Raw genomic sequence first — 17,638 nt, 5'->3', positions numbered from 1 at the left:
CCTTCACCTCTCAAAAGGCAAAAGAAATCCACTCACCAAAACGGCGCCAAAGGCTCTTGACTGTGATTCGTGGAAATGCGATTCTCTGGGTGCTTAGATCAGAGGAAGACTTCCACGGCGGTAACGCTTTGGGGGTCTTTTTCTTTTGCGGCGGTCTCTCCTTCCGACCAATTGAACCTCTCAGCCGAAATCCCGCTTACTGCGAGGGATCGGCCGCGTTGAACTCACGCATCAGCTCCGGCATTCGTTCTGCCAGCCACCGCGCAAAGACCTGCTCCTTTTTCGGGATCGTCACGATCGTTCCCGAAAAGGTAGATTTCATGCGGCCGAAAACGCGGCCGCCAATGACGAAGTCAAGAATTTCTTCCTGTAGGTGTTCTTCCGCCTGAGACACCGGCGAGGTGGTCGCCCGCATTGCCAGGGAAATACGCCCAGCACCGTCTGCCTGCTGAAACTCGGCCGTGGGGACAATTTTTCGGACGGCGTCAACCTTGCTCGCGTCCTTCAGCAGTTCTGCAAACGCGGTCCATTTCGGGCGGCCCGCTGACTGAGCACGACCTATTGCAAAGATGATGTCTTCCGGAATGGCGGACGTTACGCGGAACATTTGTGAGACCGCGACTTCGGATAGCCCCATGATCGAAGCGATTTCACGCTGAGAAATGCCGCTGGCTTTCAGCTGCACGGCCCACATAGCTTTCTCGATCCAACTGAGATCCTCTCGCGGACCATTCTCAAGCGTTTGCTCCTCGATCAACTGGCGATCGGTCAGGTCACGCACATAGGCCCTGATCTTGATGGTTTCGGGACGATCAGCCTCCGCCATGATTGCCAAGACGGCGTCGCGCCTACGGCGCCCATAAGCAAGCTGATAGTGATCCCTCTTGGTCGGATGAGGCCGGACAAGGACTGGGATTCTTTGGCCTTCCGTGGCTATTGAGAACTTCAAGGCACCGAATTTTTCATCGGCTTCTGCATCGTACTCAAACCTGTCCTTGAAGGGCGAAGCCTCTACTTTCGAGGGATCGAGAGAAACAATAACGTCTTCGCTGAGGTGGGAAAGCGCCCTTCCTACGTTGGAGACGACTGGAGATGAGTGGCGACGAGTAAGGCCAATCCTGTCCGTCCCATCGCTTGCAGGAGCTGCATCACCGCGATTTTCGGCATCCGCCGCCATCCGTTGGAGTATGCTCTTCTTCATGCGCTACGCCCCCAAACCTTGTGAACGAGTTCAAGAATTTCGAAATTAACGCGGTCGGCGCTCTCGATAGCCCGCTTGAGCGCTTCTCGGCCGACCTCGCCTGCTTCAAGCTCGTAGAGGGTCTTCTTGGCGACTGCAGCACCGGCGATGGCAGTCGATTCCAATGCATCGGCAACCAGAACGTCGCCTCCAAAGAGACGGCGCATGACACCCGACATATATTTCTGCGGCCCATCGTTCGGGTTTACGCGGGTCAATAGGAAACGGAAGAAGTCGTGCTCGAACCGGGCACCGAACTCCGCCAATGTTTCACTGAGATCGGAAATCATGATGAGAAACTGATTGCACGACGCAACATCCAACATGGCGGGATGGACCGTGATGATCAGGGACGTAGCCGCATAAAGTGCTGCAAGCGTGGAGTAGCCGAGCGACGGCGGCGTATCGAGAATTACGATGTCGTATCGATCCTCTACGCCAGCGATCGCGTTGTTGAGCCGCTCAAAGAACAGTCCGAGATCATCACGATTTTTCTGCGAGAGGTAGGAAGGGGTGTCGAACTCAAAGTCCATGAGTTCCAGATTTCCAGGCACGAGATCGACCCCCGGAAAATACGTGGTCCGGATAACGTCTGCCAGAGGCCGCCGGTCGTTGTCGTACCGGATCGCAGCATAGGCCGTTTCATTCTCGCCAAGATCGAATTCCGGCTGGAGACCGAACAATGCCGTCATTGACGCTTGGGGGTCCAGGTCAATGCAAAGAACACGGTAGCCTTGAAGGCCGAGAAAATGGGCAAGGTGGATGGAGGTCGTCGTTTTGGAACTGCCGCCCTTAAAATTCGCTGTCGCGATTATTTGCAGTTTCTCCCCCGCACGCCGATGGGGCAGCAGAGTTTGAGCATCGTCTGGACGAAGTTCCGCGAGAAATGCGCGCAGCTCTCTCACCTGATCAACGGTATAGGTGCGTCGATTGTTGTCCGCCCGCTCGGGTACTGGCCCCTTCCCCTCGATGGTGAGCTGCCGCAACGTGCTTTCAGGAACTTTCAGCAGTCGAACGAGGTCTGTTGTCGAGAAGGTGCGCGCAAACGTCTTCTTCGCGGTCGGCGGATAGAAGCCTTCGCGCATCTCATGCAGTTCCGCCGACAGCTTCGACGTGTAATTGCCGATCTTCGATGCGGTATCGGTGACGCTTCGAGAAGCCGGTTGAAGCATTTATTCCTCTTGACGGTTTTGGACGCGATACGCGATCATTTCCGTCATGGATGCCAGACAGACTCCGATTCTTCAAGGTGTTTTTTGTTAACGAAAGATTAACATGGCGGATCCTGCGGAGGCGCTCGGTTCTGTAAAATGGTATTCCAGTGACCAGACCTGAGCGGCTTAACAGCTGTTAAGTTCGCGCTGACGTGACGCCGGATTCCTCCAGCTGACAAGTTGGCCAAATCCAGACGCAACTTAACAGCTGTTAAGCTGCAGAAATCGTGACTGACGACCGCATCTCGCCCCGCCTCAAACGATATCACATACGCGAGCGGGGGCTTGCCCCTTCCTCCATCGGGAGAGCGTTGAGAGGGGGCTTGCCCTCTTTCATCAGCCTGGGCGGCCGGTCGAACCGGCTGATCAGGCTCACTTGTCGAGGTAAAGGCAAAAGGCGGCCGTAGCCGCCTTTCGCCTGCATCTCAGTCGGTGTCCGGTCCCCAGAGCGGATTGCGTTCCGGATCCTAGATGCCATCGTAATCGGGCGCCATCGCAATGAGCACCGCCCTGATCTCGCAGTTGCCTATCTTGGTGCGACCTTGCGCCACCAGGATGCTCACGGCAGTCTCGTTTGCCTCGATCGCCCGGATCGCATCTTCCATGCCGTCATGGGGGCTGAGGTTTTCGATGGCGATCACGTCGCCGTCCTCGTCGCAGCCGCCGTGAAGATACATCGGCGCATCCGCTAGTCGCCGCGCAGCATGCTCCGCTTCGTGGATCAACCGGAAGCCTTCTGTCCGTTGCCTCCAGTATTCTGCGCTGCCACCGTCGATAATGGTGATTTTTCGTTCCGTCATAGAAGCCTCCTTTTCGCTCTGACGAAAAGGAGCCCGCATTGGCGCCCCAAGCAGTCAAGGATCGCGAAGCGACCGCCGGAGGCGGCGGGTGGGGGAACCGAAATGCGTCAGCATTTTGATGATGTGGACGGCCCTCCGAGACCTCAGCGCAAAGGTGCTATTCTCAGTCGGCACAATTCGGACAAGGAACCACGTCATGGCTTTTGAGAAGATAAGTGTTATCGGCCTCGATCTGGCCAAGAATGTTTTCCAGCTACATGCTGTCGATGAAGCCGGCGATGTCATCATCCGTCGCCAGCTCCGCCGGAATCAGCTTCTACAATTCTTCGAGCACCTGCCCCGCTGCCTTGTCGGCATGGAAGCATGTTCGACGTCACACTATTGGGCACGTGAGCTCGTCCGCCTGGGCTTCGAGGTCAAGCTAATGCCGCCAGCTTATGTGAAGCCCTACGTCAAGCGCGGCAAGAATGATGCGGCGGATGCCGAGGCCATTTGCGAAGCCGTGACTCGTCCCACGATGCGTTTCGTTCCCGTGAAGAGCTGTGAGCGTCAGGCACTCCTGATGCAGCATAAGACGCGGGATCTGCTGGTGCGGCAGCGGACCGCTCTTATCAACGCCTTGCGTGGGCATCTCGCGGAATTCGGGATTGTCACGTCGCAAGGAAGATTAGGCTTGAGAGCGGCAATTGAAGCGCTGAGCGCTGCCCAGGAATTCCTTCCAGAGCCCTCCTGGCAACCGTTCGAACACATAAGGAAGCAATTGGAGGAGCTGACCCACAAGATCGCTGAACTCGATAGGATTATATTGCGGTGGTGCCGCAACGAAGCGGCTGCCCGGCGTTTGATGACCATTCCCGGCGTCGGTTTCCTAACGGCAGCGGCGATCGCAGCTTCGGTCGGTGACGCCACCGAGTTCAAATCTGGCCGTCAGTTCGCAGCCTGGCTTGGATTGACCCCACGACAAAACAGTAGCGGTGGGAAGGAGAGGCTTGGCCGGATAAGCAAACAAGGCGATCGCACGATCCGACGGTTGCTGGTAGTCGGCGCCACCGCCGTCGTGCGCAGAGCCCGTCTTGACGCTGCGTCATTTCCCTGGATCGCTCGCTTGTTAGATCGCAAGCCCGCCAAGCTGGTTTCGGTAGCGATCGCAAACAAAACCGCACGCATCGCGTGGGCAATACTCAGGCGGAGGGAAAACTATCGTTTTGCCACCGCCTGAAAAGATCCATTCGGCCCAAGTGTGGCCGGATGGAGGAGTGAAGGACTTAGTTTGATGGCGAACCGGTTAGACCGGGGACGGAGGAAAGCCGGGGTTCCCCCAGCGCCTCGAGCGCGACAATTTGATTGGCTCTCCGTCTGCGGATCTCATCAGGGCCAGTGGCGTTGATGCCACGATTATAGGCCGGACACATGACTGAACCTAATTGGTCGCTTACAAGCAAAAGTCTTGCATTCCACGGGCCGTCCACACATGGGGGGACCGCTCGTCCTTTACGGCGCAGGGGCGAATGCGACTCTAGGAATTCAGAGAGAGAGATGAGCCCGCGGCCCCGGCAAGGGGCCGCGACCGCTTGGGCCGGGGAGGTTTGGAGGGGGTGGACCACCCCCTTCATGGGTGGGGCTTGAAGGGGCGGGGCTCTGCCCTGCCCCTTTCATGGGGGAGAGATTGAGAGGGGCCGGCTAGCCCCCCCTCTCAAAGAAGCTCCGGCCGGTCAATCCGGTCGGAGCTTCTAGCCTATGCGCTGCGGTCTAAAACAAGCGCAATTGCCCATTCCCCTCAACGGCCGGGGCGGAGGCTCCTTGCTTCGGTGCGGCAGTGCCAGCGGCAACCACCGCAGCCCGTCGCGGTACGGCAACAGGAAGAGCCCTTTCCTCTTCCCCTACCCCTGCCCCGGCGTTTTCCCTTGCGCGCCGCAACTTGGTCGACCAACCGCCCATGGCATGGGCCATCGTGTGCGATTCCTCCCGGAACCGCATCGCCAGGCTGTCGCCTACGATGACGGTCGCCGGAATATGAAGGAGCGAAAACTGGATATAGGCCATGTGGACGGCGCGCGGGTCGATGTCCACGGCGGTCACATGGAGAAGCTGCTGGTAGTTGAAGCCCGCTTCAAGGATGGCCTCGGCAAGCGCGACGATCATTGCGCCGCTCCCTACGGCGGGTTCCTGCGCAAGCATGAAGCCACGCTCCGCGATCGCCTTCTGCATGTCCTCGGCGCCCCCGGCGATGATGCGGGCCATCAATTGGCAGATGGGGTGCGGCGTGAAGAATTGTCCCCTCGCCTTGTTGTGCAATTCGAGCGCGTGAAATGTCATGCCCAAAATATCTTGCGGCTTTTCCTCCAGCGCCATGACCACCTCACCGAATATTTTCGAGAATGTCGCCATGGTTTCGCTCCCGTATTTTCGAGCGATTTCGACATATCGAGCCTCGCGCTTCTCGAAGTTCACCAGATCGACGGCATTGCTCATGGATATGGCGGAGCATTCGCACCAGTCTCCAAAGACGGTGTAGAGATCATGCTTGTAGCGGCAGGTTTCAAACAGCTTCACGATGGAATTGAGACGGGGGGAGGTCATAGGATCACCTGTCCGGGCCGGGCCGCAGGGCTCACTTCGCCAATCGCCGGAGCAATGCCGGCGTTTCGTTGCGGCTGGTTTTGGGAAATTCAGCGAGTGGAACAGGCCGCGCCGGAGACTGGCGCGACCTGTCGCAACCGATTACTCGGCTGCTTCGGGGAACTGCTGGTGGTCGGCGTTCGGCTTGTCATCGATGTCGAACGGGCAAACGCCGTCATCTTCGCCATCGGCCTCCGCCATCCGCTCGCGCTCCTGCTCGGCGGTGAGAGCAATCCGCACCGGCGCGGGAAGCCATCCGGTTCCGGTGATCTTCCGTTCGGCATATTCCACGGCTTTCGCCTTCTCCATACCGGGAACGCCGAGCGCGAAATCCTCGCCAGCGGCTTCGGTGACCGCCTGCTTGATCCCCGCCTTGCTGATCCGGCCGAAGTAGTTTTCGCCGGTCGCGGCGTACCACTGCGTCATGTCGATCTTGAGGGCCTGTGCCAGCCGTTCAGCATGGGCGCGCTGCGACTTCCGGTCATAGTGCGGGTGTTGCACGGCATTGACGGACTTTGCCGCCGCATAGGCCAAGAGGTCGAGGAGCGTTGACGTCGGCTGCTCAAGGCACCATTCGAGAAGATCGCTCGGCTTGCCCGGAATGATATGCCCGTAGTTTTCCTTGAGTTCGTCCAGCGCTACGATGCCCTTGCACTCCGCTGGATTGGCAATGCAGTTTTCCAGCCTTTCGCTTTTCACCGTCACCTCCAGGGACGTATATTCATTGCCGCCGTAGTTGCCGAAGAGGTTCACCAGCATGGCATGCACCACGGCGGCGAGGGCGACGTCCGGATTATGCGCAAGCTCGGCCCGAATGGCGGCGGTCTTCTGCGCCGTAAGGTCCTGCACAAGCAGGGCGGGAATTTTGAACGTCGGTTCGGCGCGCTGTTCGGGCTGCTGCGCAACCGTCATCTCACCTGCTTCCGTCTCCTCGTTATCGCCTTCGGCGCTTTCGTCGCCGTCTTCCCCCTCGTCTCCGTCCACGCCTTCATCATCGGGCCGGACAAGACCGCGCTCGATTTCGACATTGCCGTAATAGTCCATCGTGACATAGCAACCGGCCTTGGCGATGTCCTGCGGGGCGTAGGCTTCCTGCGCCATCGATAAAACCGTCAGCCTCGCCCGAATGGCTTCGATGCGCGGCTCGGCCTCGCCGTCGGCCACCCCTGCCTCGATCTGCTCCGCCAGCGTGTCATGTTCGTGTTCCAGCCGTTCCTCCTCGGCCTGTTCCTCGTCCGTCAACGGAACGTCAGTGGGATAGACCCGGTGCATGCGATGGGCTTCGTCCGGGATGACCGGCACGACCTCCACCCATTTCCAGCCTTCCTCGCGAACCGTTTCAGCCTCGGCTTCAAGCCGGTCGCCGACCAGCTTTTCGACAAGAGCGACGTCGAGCGCATAGCCGCCGTTCTGCTCATCGAAGAGATCGCGCTTGACGGCTCCACCAGCGGCTTCATAGGCGTCGAGCCCGCCGATGAATTTCATGCGCTTGTCCGTGGCCTTTACGGCCTCGCCTTGCAGGGTCGCACGAATGGCGCGGTGATCGCAATTCCACGATGGCAGGCTATTCCAGACCTCCACCTGCCTTTCGTGATCGTCGGCCACGGTAAAGGCCGAAAGCTGCTGGAAGCTGATTTCCTCCTGCCGATGGAGGTCGAGCAAGATGGGCGAAACCCGCCCGAGCGCCATACGCTTGCGGACCATGGTTTCGGTGGTTCCGAAGCGGGCCGCGATGTCTTCGACGGATTTTCCGGCCTCGGCCAAGACGCGATAGGCCTCGTATTCATCGACCGGGTGCATGGCTTCGCGCTGCGTGTTCTCGATCAGGCTGATTTCGGTGGCGTCCTCGACGCTGCGCACCTTGCATTCGACGGCAAAATCCTTGGCGATTTCGCCCAGGTCGGCCAGAAGGTCGAGGGCGGCGAGGCGTCTACCGCCAGCGATGACATAGAAGCGGCCGCGCTTGTCGCCTTTGCGAACGATCAGGTTCTGCAGAATGCGGTAGCCATCGGCACGGATGGTCGCCGCCATCTCTTGGATGCCCTCCCTGGTGTAGGTCTTGCGCACGTTCAGAGGATCGCGGTCCAGCTTGTTCAGGGCCACGGTGATGGTTTCGGTTCCTGTATTGGTGTCGGTCATTGTCGGTCTCCTTGGTTTCCCGTTTCCCGAAGGGAAGCCCCCTTTGGGCGAAGCCTCCCCGGTCTGTCCGGGGGAATGGCCTCTGACATTCCCCCCGACAGAGGGGGGAGGGCGAAAGCCCGCCCCACGGCGGCGGTCGTTCGGGTCAAGGGGTCGTGACGGGAAAAAGCGGAAGGTTCGGCCGCAGGCTGAAAGCCGCTTTTTTTCCGGCGCGACAAGCGGCTTGCCGCGCCTGCCCCTTGATCCGAGCGGCCGACGATGTCATGGGGCGGAAACGAAGACGCGGCCCGGAACGGGCCTCTCCTTCGGGTGCGCAGCGCCCGATGGACAAGCGATCGTCACCGGGATCGGCGGAGACGGCCGCAGGCTGGCTCCGTGCGCGCATAGAGCGCGGCCGCCCTGAAAAGGCGGTGTCCCAGCTTTCTTAAGGGCGACGGACCCCAAGCAGACTGACTACAGATCCGAAGCGGAACAAACTAGGAACACAATCCTATCAGAAGCAATTTTCCCCTATGTGCCATCACGCACGGGCTGATCTCGCTCGCCCGCATTTTCGTAGAGCCCGCCGATAGGAAACCCAGACAAAATCGAACGGTTACACATTGATTTTGATAGATTTTTCGCCTCTGCCCTACAACAGGGCGATCCGCGCCTACGCGGCAGGCCGGGCGGCGGCGTCCCGTTCAGCTGGATCGACCGAACCGCCGTGATCGCCTGCTCGACGTCGGCGAAGGTGCAAGCGTCAAGAAGCTGATGACGATCGGCGAAGCGCGGCGCGTCGGTTCGGGCCTGATCCTCGTGCCGCAAAACCCGGACATCTACCGGCGACCGCTCAATGCCCTGCTGCCCGAGAACGGGACCGTCATCGACACGGTCAAGAGCATCGACGCGTTGACCGCGGGCTCGATGACAGCGGCCGGCGCGATCCCAAGCTTTTTGCCGCCCGCCCCACGGCGGCGATCGCGGACAATAGCTGCTGATCGGGCCATTGCGGAGCAGAGCGAGCACTGCACTATCCTGGGAGAAGGAGAGCATCGGAGAAATCAGTATAGCGCCGGCCGTCGGTCGGGATTTCGGGAATTCTCGATGCGACGCGGGCGGAATGAGCGCAGCCGCGGGAGCATCAGCATAACGTCCCGGAGGGGAGGCGGAACCGACTGCGCCCGCTCGCGGCGCGCCGCTTTGTCGGGCGGGCAGGGGGAGGGGCGGGGCTTCGGGGCGCTCCTCGTCCTGGTCCGACCCGCTCGACGCGGTGAGGACCAGGCACTCGCGCTGCGGCCCCGAGGGAGAGGAACACCAGCAAGCCCCTCCTTAGTCCTCGCCCTCTGTGGGCTCCACGTCGCGCAATTCGATAAGGACGACTTTCTCGCTGCGCTCCTCCCCGATCAGGTCGAGATTGATATGGACGTAATCGGCAAATGGCTCGCCGCACAAGCGCCAGACGATGCCGACGCGGCCGACACGCCGCTCGTTGGTGCCATCGATGGACGGCGACGTGCCGGTAATGCGCACCCGTTGGCCGAGGCGGAGCCAGTTCGCCGCGCTGGCGATCATCGCGGCCTTTTCTTCCGGTGTCAGCGCCTTGCGGGTCGTGCGCGCCCAAGGCGTGTGAGGATCGGCGGCGAGCTGCTGTGCCTGCTCCTCCGGCGAAAGATCGTGGAACCGCGTGATTTTATAGTCGAGCGGCCAGTCCTCCGCCTTTGGCGGCTTCGGATTCCGATGGAAATGCTCGGTCGCAGGCGCACCGAACATATCCGGCTGGACGCTGGGAATCCGGCGCTGGCGCTGCGCCTTGCGATAGTCGGCACGCCGTTGACCATCGGGGGTCAGGGTAGGGAGCTCGCGTTCGCCTACCAGGCGGTCCAGTTCTTCCCGGTCGTCCATGTCCGTTCCTCCGATGGCATCACTTCGGCTGGCGGGGAGGGGAGGGTGCGAAACGGGACGACATCGCCGCCCCGCTCTATAATGAGGCTTGTCGCTTACGCCTCGACGGCTTCCACGGCTCTCGGCGCGCTGCGGTTGAGGATGATTTCGATGCGGGCGATCTCGGCTGCGATCACGCCGGGTCGCTCGGACACCACGATGACAGGGCGAAGGACCGGACGGACAATGGCGAAAAGCGTCGCAACCCCCTCGATGGCCTCGGTCACGTCCACCAGCTCGCCCAGCCTGTCGGATTTCGTGACCAGAAGATTTCCGGCCAGCGGCGTCGGCGCGCCTGCGACTTCCGTCAGGCACGGCACGGTGTCGCCCAGCCCGTTGTCATCGACGATGATGTCGAAGCCGTTCACCCGCACGATATCGATCATGTCGCATTTCACGAAATCCTTGATCTCGGCATAGCTGCCTTCAAGGTTGATCGTCACCGGACGAATGGTGCCTGCCATCGGCTCGATCAGGAAGGCTTTGACTGCGCTCATTGTCTGTCTCCTGTTTTCCCGTTTCCCGAAGGGGGAGCCCCTTTCGGGCGAAGCCTCCCCGGTCTTTCCGGGGGAATGGCCTCTGACATTCCCCCGGACGGAGCGGGGAGGGCGACAGCCCGCCCTGCGGCTCCGGTCGGGCGGATCAAGGGGTCGTGACGGGGAAAAAACGGAAGGTTCAGCCGCAGGCGGAAAGCCATTTTTTTGCCGGCGCGACAAGCGGCTGTGCCGCGCCTGCCCCTTGATCCGAAAGGCCGGCGCTGTCATGGGGCGGAAACAGAGATGCGGCCCGGCGTCGGGCCTCAGTGCCGGGGGCGCAAGCCACCGACCGGACAAGCGATCGTTACCGGGATCGGCGGAGACGGCCGCAGGCAGGCTCCGTGCCATTGGCATAGAGCGCGGCCGACCGGAACGGGCGATGGCCTGACAGCATACCGAGGAACATCACATTCATGAAAAAACGCCCGTTTCCCACGAGGCTCCGGAAAACCCTTCGGCGCTATTGGGGAGCGCGGGTTTCCTCCGCCTGCTCCGCTCACCGACAAGCCGGCTCGCTCCGGCCGCGGCCGCGCCGTCCTCACGGCGCTGCGGCTGGAAAACGGTCTGCATCACCGGGAAAAATCAGCACGAAGAAGAGAAGAGCCAACAGATTGAGGCTCGGTCTATTCCGTCCTGCTCACCCGCGCAGCCGGCTCGGCAAGGAACGGCTTAAAGGCCGCGGCGACCTTGGCGAGAAAACCCTTGCTGAAGCTGCCCAGCATCTCGGCGTTGGGATCGTAATAGAAGGACATTTCCGCGATATCGTGGTTGAACTCCGAAACGGTGATCCAGGCGTCCTTCCAGTCACGGATGCCAGCGCGCCGGCATTCGAGCTGCGGGATTTCGAGCGCGGCTTGATCGGGACGTGGCGGCGTGCCGGAGATGGCTAGAATCACGAGATGGGTCTGCGTACCCTTGGGGATGGCCAGCACCATGCAGACGGGGCGTGACTTACGCCCTTCCGTTTCGCCCTTGTCGCGCTGCCACGCCCAGAGATACGGATAGCGAAAGATGGAGCCGTTGGCCGGAATCTCAGCCATCGGCGTCCGGCCCTTCCGCGATCAGGCGGTCCAGTTCGGGCATGATAAGATCGACCAATTCCTTCGGCGCTTCGCCCGCAGCATAAACGCGCCGGGGATCTCCCCGGCTTTTCATCGCCTCGAACTCATCGTAGGTCATGAGGACGTAGCGCGGCTTGCGGTGCTGCGTGATGGCGACCGGCTGGCGGTCCGCCGCCATGGTGACGGTCTTGATGTCGCGCAGCAGATCGACGGTGGTGAATTTCTGCATGGGCGGCCTCCTTCAACTAAGTCGAATTATACGAATAAATCGACTATTTCACAAGCCGAAAACCGTCGCCTGGGAATAGCAGCGGGCGCGGCGGAACACTGCAGAAGACCACCACCACCGAAAACCACCCGTTTCCCACGAGGCTCCGAAAAGCCCTTCGACGCTATTGCGGAAGAGCGGGTTTCCTCCACCTGCTCGCCTGGGGCTCGCTGCGGCCGCGGCCGCGCCGTCTTCACGGCGCTGCGGCTGGAAAACGGTCTGTATCACCATAATACAGTCGGCCACAAAGAGAGTGTTGGCTGGAAGCGAAAGCGTGAATCGATTTCATCGTCTCCATCCGCCGTTGGACATAACGGCGGGATCGAATCGTCGGAATGCTATTCTGAGAGGTCCCACGGATTGACGAGTGGGACACCCATGCCGTCGAAATCCCGGATGTTGCGTGTCACCAGGGTCATGCGACGGGTGAAGGCCGTCGCCGCGATATAGGCGTCGTTGATCGGCTTGGGATCAGGCACATGCCATCGGGCCGCCTGAACGGCCGCCGCCTCGTCCAGGGGCAGGATACGACCCGAAAACGTCGTGAGGACGGTATTTTCGAGCCAGTTGCGCAATACTTTTCCGGCGGCGGGATCATTGTGCTCCACCAGCCGCACACCAATTTCCAGCTCGTGCAGCACAACAGACGAAATGAAGGTCTCGGCCGGATCGACGGTTTCGTTCCAGACCACGACGTTGGGATGCGCCCTGCCGCTCGCAACCTTGCGCAGTTCGGACACGACATTGGTATCGAGCAACAGCATTAGGACAGATCGACCGGCCGGGCATGCTCGGTGCGCTGCGGGAGCGGCAAGTCGACGTCTTCCGCCCCTGGCGCGGCCAGCATGTCACCGAGCGTCCGCATCTTGCCGGTGAGCCGCTTGTACTCGTCAAACGACAAAAGCACATGCGCTGGCCGCCCCCTATCGGTGATGATGACAGGCCCCCCGTTGGCGGCCCGCTTTGCGCGGCCAAGATCTTGATTGAGTTCACGGCCTGAAAGTGTGGTGATGGCCATATCAAGCCTCCGAGAGTCGTGGTTACGTAACCACATTTAGTCCGTTTGAGCCGGAGTTGCAAGATGCCACTGCGCTGAGCGAACGAATGGAGCGTCGCGCTTCGCCTCGGGCGAGCAGGGGAGGGCCTTTGGGGCTCCTCTCGCACCGCTTTGCGCCCGCTCGATGCGGGCGCAAAGCGGTCACTGGCGCTGCTGCCCCTCCACGACGGGACGAGTGACAGGGTCGAACCCGATGACGGCCTCGTCGTCTCTCCTCTCGCCTTTCAGAAGGGTGATCGTGTAGCGGCTCGTTCGTGGTCCTCACTTTGCAAATTTCACTCCCATCTTCCACCATGGATCGTCAAAGTCCGGAATCTCGACGTCGCCACTTTGAAACCCCTCGATGGCGCTCTCGTGACCGGCCGCATCGATCTCCACGGTGATCCTGCATTCGGCGCGGAATGTTTGGATGATGGTAAGCGTCTGCTTGCTCACTGGCGTTTTCCTTTCCCGCTCGTGCCAACGACTAAAAGGCGAACGCGGCTTGACCGCTTGCCTGCACATAGGAGGCGCTATCGCCGGCTGCGTAACGCTCGCGCCCAAGCTCGGACCATTGGAGGAAACCGGCCCGATCATGGCGAAACCAGCCGTCCTCGATGCCGAAGATCATCCCCCACGCCACGATCTCGGCGGACAAGCGGCCGCTATTAATCGGCCAATGCTCCGCGCCCTTTTCCTGACGGCAAAGGCTCGGGGCCGAAAAGGCGCGGATGGTGGTGCTGCGCTCGCCGGGTTCTTGCGCGCCGGCCGCGTCCATGACCTTTCGGGTGTCGGCAATCGAGATGTAGCCGGACGCCTTTTTGTCCTCGTGATGGGAATAGCGGCATCCGAAGGCCACAGCCCGCATGATGCAGTGCGGCTCGGTGAATTCCCGCGTTTCCAGCAATTCTCGCCAATTCCCCGCCATGATCAGATCGACGGCGTGCCACCAGCAGGCGGTCGGCGCGGTGGAATAGTCGTGACGGTTCGGCGCGCCGTTGCGGGCGATTTCCAAACCCAGCATGGCCTCGACGTGGCGCACATAGGGATGGTCGGCCAAGAGAGGATGGCGAAGGCCGAGGGTACGCGGCTGATTGTCATCGGGGCGGCAAACCTCGATGGGAAAGCGGAACATGCGCGACGGCAGGTTCCACGGCGCAGGCAGATCGAAATTGTGCGGGACCGACAGGGAGTTGTTGATATCGAGAATAGCAAGGTTGGGCGCAAAGCCCTTCACCACAAGCGCAACGCCCAGCGTGTCGATGTTCGGGGCATCCATGATCATATCCTTGAAATCGTCGTCGAAGATTTCCGCGTGCGCCGAAGGGGAACAATCCCCCTCGGCCGGCCGGTGTTTCAGTAGCGCCATCACTCCCAGGGAATAACGGCCATCAGGTCTTCGTCGTCCTGACCGGGAAAGCGGCCGAGATTGGCATTGAGCCGGCCATGGCCGGTGTTCACGGAGAGGCTGAGATAGCCGCCGCCTTTCTGGTTCTTCTTCTTCCAGATGCCGCCGACTTCGATGCGCCGCCCACGCGGGGACTTGGCAAAGAGGCGATAGAGCGGCGCTTTCGCATTGGTGCTGGTGAAGGGTTCGCCGCTGATATCGAGGTCGTAAGAGATCGAGGCAATGTTCCCGCTGATCGTGTTGTCTTCGTTGACGCGGATGAAGTTGGAAAGTTCGGTCATGGTCTGTCTCCTGAGTTTGCGTTTCCCGAAGGGAAGCCCCCTTGGGCGAAGCCTCTCCGGTCTTTCCGGGGGAATGGCCTCTGACATTCCCCCGGACGGAGCGGGGAGGGCGACAGCCCGCCCTGCGGCGACGGTCGGACGGGTCAAGGGGTCGTGACGGGGAAAAAACGGAAGGTTCGGCCGCAGGCGGAAAGCCGTTTATTTGCCGGCGCGACAAGCGGCTGTGCCGCGCCTGCCCCTTGATCCGAACGACCGGCGCTGTCATGGGGCGGAAACAGAGGTGCGGCCCGGCGTCGGGCCTCAGTGCCGGGGGTGTAGCCACCGACTGGACAAGCGATCGTTACCGGCATCGGCGGAGACGGCCGCAGGCTGGCTCCGTGCTTCGCATAGAGCGCGTCCGACCGGGACGGGCGGTGGCCCAACTGGCATTTCTGCGAGTTGCCGATGCCAATCCTGCAGCGACGCTCCGATCCGACAGGGATGACTCGCTGAAGGAGAAAAGCAATGGAGACGGCGCCAACCCCCATCCTCTATACCGTGACCGGCAAGTCGCACCTTGGCGAACACCGCTGGGACGACCCTTCCGTGCCGGCCTATTTCTTCCAGGACAGGGACACGGCGAGACAGGCGTTGCTGGACTTGCGTGCTGATCTGCTGGCTGGTCTCGATCCCGACGATAGTCCGCTCTGCCTGGAAAAGATCGAAACCGTTCCGATGACGGCCGCCGCTATCATGGCTTTGCTGAATGACGGTTTTGCTGCCATCATCAATTACGCGGTCATCGAAACGATAGGCCCGGCACCCGACGCCGCCTGATGAAGCGATCAGTTGACGAGCGTCGGTCGCGGCAGCACCCGTTCGCTCACGGGGCAACCTTCCTGAAGCTTGGTCCAGGAAGAGACGTTAAGCTTCATCTCGCAGCGGGCAAGATAGGAACCGCCGTCGACACGAAGGCAGGATGTTTCGCCGAGCTTGAACATGACGCCGCGATTTCGGCATTTGCAGTTGTGGGCATCTGCCCCGGTATGGATCAGGGCCATGATCAGGCCGGCTACGAGCACTCCAAGACGCATGGCTGAGGCTCCTACCGATGTACAGCCAGACTACACCCGCTCCCCGACATCGTCAAAGTAGCCACCTGTCATCCCTTCGCCTGGATGGCTGGAAGGTTCCACGGGCGACGTTGCTCGGACAAGTGACCGCATATAGATTGCAACGACACCTGGGAGATCGGAACCATGGCGCTGAAGCGAATGGACAATGTCGGGATCGTGGTCGAAGACCTCGATGCCATGATCGATTTCTTTCTCGAACTCGGCCTTGAACTGGAAGGACGGGCGATGATCGAGGGCGAGTGGGCCGGGCGCGTCACTGGTCTCGGCGACCAGCATGTCGAGATCGCCATGATGCGGACGCCCGACGGCCACAGCCGGCTCGAACTCTCCCGCTTCCTCAGACCAACCGTTATCGCAGATCATCGAACTGCCCCGGTCAACGCTCTGGGTTACCTCCGCGTCATGTTTACCGTCGACGATATCGGCGAGACCCTCGAACGGTTGCACACGCACGGCGCGCAGCTCGTCGGCGAAGTCGTCGACTACAAGGACGTTTATCGGCTCTGCTACATCCGAGGGCCTGAGGGGCTGCTGATCGGGCTCGCCCAAGAACTCAGCTAAGCGCAATACCAGTTTCCGCCGCCATCAGGCGTAGGCGCCGACCGATAATAGGGAGAATAACATGGCTATGTCCGGCCATGAACGCGCTGCCTTCGAACGGCTACTGAAAATCGCGAGAAGCGACACCGGGCAGTCGCGGCGCGTGGCGGCGTTTATCCTGGCATGGTGGAACGCCGGCAGCCTCGGCGGTTTCGATCTGGCGGACCTCTTCGGCGTCGATCAGGCGATTGCCGCCGACATGGGAACGGTCTTCATCTGCCTCGGTCGCCAATCCGAAGCGTTCTATCCGGAAGACTATCAAACGGAGATCAAGGCACTTATCGAGGCGTGGCGGCCTGAGATCTGGGCCGCAAGCCAAAACTCACCGGCCTGACGGGCGGGAAGGGAGTTCGAGGGATGGGGCTTTGGGGCACCCCTCGTCCTGCCCCGCGCCGCTCGACGCGGTGAGGGGCAGGCATACGGCAACCGGCGCTGACCAAGTCGCGGTTCCACAAACGCAAAAAGACGTCCGACCTTTCGGCCGGGCGTCCCTGTATGAATAATAGGTCTGCTCACGCCTTTAGCGCGGCCATCCTTTCGCCCAGCAACCACAGGGCCTTGTTGAGCTTGATATCCTGATCAATCCCGTTGACGGCGCGGGATTTCACGCGGCGCGGCCTGCCGAGGTCGTCGCGGCCGACGCCACGCAAGCCTCCTTTGATGGCGTTTTCCTGAACCACGTTCCACGTCGTCCAGAGGTCGTTGGCGCGGTCGTCGTGGCGGCGGGGAACAAGCAACTGTTCCGGCTTGATCGGCGTGGTGGTCTCACCTTCATTGTCTCCGAAGCGAAGAACATGGGCGGCATCCGCCAGAATTCTTGCCTCCTCGGAGTTCATGCGCATGGTCGACCAATCCTGCGGGGCGGCAAGGGTGCGTTCGGCTTCGCCGAGGACACGATAGGTGCCCTCGATAACCTTGTGCTGCACGTCGCCGGAATGGCGGACCTTGATGGCGTCGATGGTGCCGGTCTGCGTCACCAAGGAATTCAGGCAACGGACGCGGAAAAGTCCAGCCATCAATTCGTAGGCGCTGGTTCCGTCATTGGCGTTTTTGAGGAGGATTTCGCAAACGGTGTCCCCGACATTATAGACCTTGCCGTCGCCGATGCGGCGCATACGGATAAGATGCTTGGTGAAATCGGCCTTGCCCTCGATACGGCTGCGGGACTGCTTCGCGCCGACCGGCATGAAACCTTCGTTCATGAGGCCGCGCAGCACCTCGATGGTCGGGATTGGTTTGAAACGCTCGGACCGGCTCTCATGGGCGGTCACGGCAAAGATCGACGGCGCGATGCGGCGCATTTCGGTTTCGGTCAGGGCGCGGCCGGTGTCGAAACGGGCGGTCTCGGTGTAGATGCTCATTGTCTGTCTCCTGTTTTCCCGTTTCCCGAAGGGAAGC

General features: G+C 60.9%; 21 protein-coding genes. 4 read left to right on the top strand and 17 right to left on the bottom strand.

Features of this window, described 5'->3' with window-relative positions; genetic code table 11:
• Nucleotides 1-196: 196 nt before the first annotated feature.
• The 3 genes from repB to AABF56_RS34560 all read right to left on the bottom strand — a co-directional run bounded on the left by repB (nt 197) and on the right by AABF56_RS34560 (nt 3,254).
• Complete coding sequence (gene repB / locus AABF56_RS34570) at nt 197-1,201, bottom strand: plasmid partitioning protein RepB (protein ID WP_272809261.1); 1,005 nt, start codon at nt 1,199-1,201, stop codon at nt 197-199.
• A complete protein-coding gene (gene repA / locus AABF56_RS34565) occupies nt 1,198-2,412 on the bottom strand; it encodes a plasmid partitioning protein RepA (protein ID WP_272809262.1) in 1,215 nt (404 codons plus the stop codon). The genes repB and repA overlap by 4 nt, the downstream gene beginning before the upstream one ends.
• 509 nt (nt 2,413-2,921) lie before the next feature.
• Nucleotides 2,922-3,254 carry a hypothetical protein gene (locus AABF56_RS34560; RefSeq protein ID WP_272809263.1) on the bottom strand — a complete coding sequence of 111 codons (333 nt, stop codon included), beginning with the start codon at nt 3,252-3,254 and terminating at the stop codon, nt 2,922-2,924.
• A gap of 196 nt (nt 3,255-3,450) precedes the next feature.
• Here AABF56_RS34560 and AABF56_RS34555 point away from each other — a divergent pair, with 196 nt between their 5' ends.
• Entirely contained in the window at nt 3,451-4,473 is a 1,023-nt protein-coding gene (locus tag AABF56_RS34555; RefSeq protein WP_050746837.1) for an IS110 family transposase, read from the top strand.
• Nucleotides 4,474-5,003: 530 nt separating this feature from the next.
• On the opposite strand, the gene AABF56_RS34550 is transcribed toward AABF56_RS34555, so the two are convergent.
• From AABF56_RS34550 to AABF56_RS34495, 12 genes are all read right to left on the bottom strand, one after another.
• Nucleotides 5,004-5,834: an N-6 DNA methylase gene (locus tag AABF56_RS34550; protein ID WP_272809264.1), complete on the bottom strand. Its 831-nt coding sequence runs from the start codon at nt 5,832-5,834 to the stop codon at nt 5,004-5,006.
• Nucleotides 5,835-5,975: 141 nt separating this feature from the next.
• Complete coding sequence (locus AABF56_RS34545) at nt 5,976-8,012, bottom strand: ParB/RepB/Spo0J family partition protein (RefSeq protein ID WP_272809265.1); 2,037 nt, start codon at nt 8,010-8,012, stop codon at nt 5,976-5,978.
• A gap of 510 nt (nt 8,013-8,522) precedes the next feature.
• Nucleotides 8,523-9,020 (bottom strand): hypothetical protein, encoded by a 498-nt coding sequence (locus AABF56_RS34540; protein ID WP_272809266.1) that lies wholly within the window; start codon nt 9,018-9,020, stop codon nt 8,523-8,525.
• Between the two features lie 303 nt (nt 9,021-9,323).
• The gene (locus tag AABF56_RS34535; RefSeq protein WP_272809267.1) at nt 9,324-9,896 is read right to left on the bottom strand and encodes a hypothetical protein; all 573 of its coding nucleotides are present in this window, start codon (nt 9,894-9,896) and stop codon (nt 9,324-9,326) included.
• Between the two features lie 95 nt (nt 9,897-9,991).
• Nucleotides 9,992-10,432, bottom strand: coding sequence for a hypothetical protein (locus AABF56_RS34530; protein ID WP_272809268.1), 441 nt, complete (start codon nt 10,430-10,432; stop codon nt 9,992-9,994).
• Between the two features lie 662 nt (nt 10,433-11,094).
• Nucleotides 11,095-11,511 carry a hypothetical protein gene (locus tag AABF56_RS34525; RefSeq protein ID WP_272809269.1) on the bottom strand — a complete coding sequence of 139 codons (417 nt, stop codon included), beginning with the start codon at nt 11,509-11,511 and terminating at the stop codon, nt 11,095-11,097.
• Nucleotides 11,504-11,761: a type II toxin-antitoxin system Phd/YefM family antitoxin gene (locus AABF56_RS34520; protein WP_272809270.1), complete on the bottom strand. Its 258-nt coding sequence runs from the start codon at nt 11,759-11,761 to the stop codon at nt 11,504-11,506. Before AABF56_RS34520 ends, AABF56_RS34525 begins: the two co-directional genes overlap by 8 nt.
• Before the next feature lie 377 nt (nt 11,762-12,138).
• Nucleotides 12,139-12,564 carry a type II toxin-antitoxin system VapC family toxin gene (locus AABF56_RS34515; RefSeq protein WP_272809271.1) on the bottom strand — a complete coding sequence of 142 codons (426 nt, stop codon included), beginning with the start codon at nt 12,562-12,564 and terminating at the stop codon, nt 12,139-12,141.
• Nucleotides 12,564-12,818 (bottom strand): type II toxin-antitoxin system Phd/YefM family antitoxin, encoded by a 255-nt coding sequence (locus tag AABF56_RS34510; RefSeq protein ID WP_272809272.1) that lies wholly within the window; start codon nt 12,816-12,818, stop codon nt 12,564-12,566. The genes AABF56_RS34515 and AABF56_RS34510 overlap by 1 nt, the downstream gene beginning before the upstream one ends.
• 300 nt (nt 12,819-13,118) lie before the next feature.
• The gene (locus AABF56_RS34505; protein ID WP_272809273.1) at nt 13,119-13,292 is read right to left on the bottom strand and encodes a hypothetical protein; all 174 of its coding nucleotides are present in this window, start codon (nt 13,290-13,292) and stop codon (nt 13,119-13,121) included.
• A 31-nt stretch (nt 13,293-13,323) separates the two neighbouring features.
• Nucleotides 13,324-14,205, bottom strand: a complete 882-nt coding sequence (locus tag AABF56_RS34500) for a hypothetical protein (protein ID WP_272809274.1) — start codon at nt 14,203-14,205, stop codon at nt 13,324-13,326.
• Complete coding sequence (locus AABF56_RS34495; protein ID WP_272809275.1) at nt 14,205-14,525, bottom strand: DUF736 domain-containing protein; 321 nt, start codon at nt 14,523-14,525, stop codon at nt 14,205-14,207. The genes AABF56_RS34500 and AABF56_RS34495 overlap by 1 nt, the downstream gene beginning before the upstream one ends.
• A 504-nt stretch (nt 14,526-15,029) precedes the next feature.
• On the opposite strand from AABF56_RS34495, the gene AABF56_RS34490 reads away from it, so the two are divergent.
• A complete protein-coding gene (locus tag AABF56_RS34490; protein ID WP_272809276.1) occupies nt 15,030-15,341 on the top strand; it encodes a hypothetical protein in 312 nt (103 codons plus the stop codon).
• An 8-nt stretch (nt 15,342-15,349) separates the two neighbouring features.
• Here AABF56_RS34490 and AABF56_RS34485 read toward each other — a convergent pair whose 3' ends face one another.
• Nucleotides 15,350-15,598 (bottom strand): hypothetical protein, encoded by a 249-nt coding sequence (locus AABF56_RS34485; RefSeq protein ID WP_272809277.1) that lies wholly within the window; start codon nt 15,596-15,598, stop codon nt 15,350-15,352.
• 165 nt (nt 15,599-15,763) lie between these two features.
• Between AABF56_RS34485 and AABF56_RS34480 the strand changes: the two genes are divergently transcribed.
• Complete coding sequence (locus AABF56_RS34480) at nt 15,764-16,201, top strand: VOC family protein (protein WP_272809278.1); 438 nt, start codon at nt 15,764-15,766, stop codon at nt 16,199-16,201.
• 61 nt (nt 16,202-16,262) lie between these two features.
• Nucleotides 16,263-16,574 (top strand): DUF7673 family protein, encoded by a 312-nt coding sequence (locus AABF56_RS34475; protein ID WP_336314415.1) that lies wholly within the window; start codon nt 16,263-16,265, stop codon nt 16,572-16,574.
• 178 nt (nt 16,575-16,752) lie between these two features.
• Here the strand turns inward: AABF56_RS34475 and AABF56_RS34470 are convergent, their stop codons facing one another.
• On the bottom strand, nt 16,753-17,541 hold the full coding sequence (locus AABF56_RS34470) for a DUF932 domain-containing protein (RefSeq protein ID WP_272809279.1): 789 nt from the start codon (nt 17,539-17,541) through the stop codon (nt 16,753-16,755).
• Between the last annotated feature and the right edge of the window lie 97 nt (nt 17,542-17,638).

The organism is Shinella sp. WSC3-e (genome assembly GCF_945994535.1).
Classification (GTDB): domain Bacteria; phylum Pseudomonadota; class Alphaproteobacteria; order Rhizobiales; family Rhizobiaceae; genus Shinella; species Shinella yambaruensis.
The sequence above is the reverse complement of the archived record's forward strand: the minus strand, read 5'-3'. Positions and strand labels throughout refer to the sequence as shown.

Excerpts from the sequence above, each read along its gene's own strand:
- AABF56_RS34490 (WP_272809276.1), top strand. The coding sequence starts at position 15,030 with ATGGAGACGGCGCCAACCCCCATCCTCTATACCGTGACCGGCAAGTCG.
- AABF56_RS34470 (WP_272809279.1), bottom strand. The coding sequence starts at position 17,541 with ATGCGCCGCATCGCGCCGTCGATCTTTGCCGTGACCGCCCATGAGAGC.
- AABF56_RS34560 (WP_272809263.1), bottom strand. The coding sequence starts at position 3,254 with ATGACGGAACGAAAAATCACCATTATCGACGGTGGCAGCGCAGAATAC.
- AABF56_RS34520 (WP_272809270.1), bottom strand. The coding sequence starts at position 11,761 with ATGCAGAAATTCACCACCGTCGATCTGCTGCGCGACATCAAGACCGTC.
- repA (WP_272809262.1), bottom strand. The coding sequence starts at position 2,412 with ATGCTTCAACCGGCTTCTCGAAGCGTCACCGATACCGCATCGAAGATC.
- AABF56_RS34535 (WP_272809267.1), bottom strand. The coding sequence starts at position 9,896 with ATGGACGACCGGGAAGAACTGGACCGCCTGGTAGGCGAACGCGAGCTC.
- AABF56_RS34495 (WP_272809275.1), bottom strand. The coding sequence starts at position 14,525 with ATGACCGAACTTTCCAACTTCATCCGCGTCAACGAAGACAACACGATC.
- AABF56_RS34530 (WP_272809268.1), bottom strand. The coding sequence starts at position 10,432 with ATGAGCGCAGTCAAAGCCTTCCTGATCGAGCCGATGGCAGGCACCATT.
- AABF56_RS34500 (WP_272809274.1), bottom strand. The coding sequence starts at position 14,205 with ATGGCGCTACTGAAACACCGGCCGGCCGAGGGGGATTGTTCCCCTTCG.
- AABF56_RS34545 (WP_272809265.1), bottom strand. The coding sequence starts at position 8,012 with ATGACCGACACCAATACAGGAACCGAAACCATCACCGTGGCCCTGAAC.
- repB (WP_272809261.1), bottom strand. The coding sequence starts at position 1,201 with ATGAAGAAGAGCATACTCCAACGGATGGCGGCGGATGCCGAAAATCGC.
- AABF56_RS34480 (WP_272809278.1), top strand. The coding sequence starts at position 15,764 with ATGGCGCTGAAGCGAATGGACAATGTCGGGATCGTGGTCGAAGACCTC.
- AABF56_RS34515 (WP_272809271.1), bottom strand. The coding sequence starts at position 12,564 with ATGCTGTTGCTCGATACCAATGTCGTGTCCGAACTGCGCAAGGTTGCG.
- AABF56_RS34525 (WP_272809269.1), bottom strand. The coding sequence starts at position 11,511 with ATGGCTGAGATTCCGGCCAACGGCTCCATCTTTCGCTATCCGTATCTC.
- AABF56_RS34485 (WP_272809277.1), bottom strand. The coding sequence starts at position 15,598 with ATGCGTCTTGGAGTGCTCGTAGCCGGCCTGATCATGGCCCTGATCCAT.
- AABF56_RS34555 (WP_050746837.1), top strand. The coding sequence starts at position 3,451 with ATGGCTTTTGAGAAGATAAGTGTTATCGGCCTCGATCTGGCCAAGAAT.
- AABF56_RS34510 (WP_272809272.1), bottom strand. The coding sequence starts at position 12,818 with ATGGCCATCACCACACTTTCAGGCCGTGAACTCAATCAAGATCTTGGC.
- AABF56_RS34550 (WP_272809264.1), bottom strand. The coding sequence starts at position 5,834 with ATGACCTCCCCCCGTCTCAATTCCATCGTGAAGCTGTTTGAAACCTGC.
- AABF56_RS34475 (WP_336314415.1), top strand. The coding sequence starts at position 16,263 with ATGGCTATGTCCGGCCATGAACGCGCTGCCTTCGAACGGCTACTGAAA.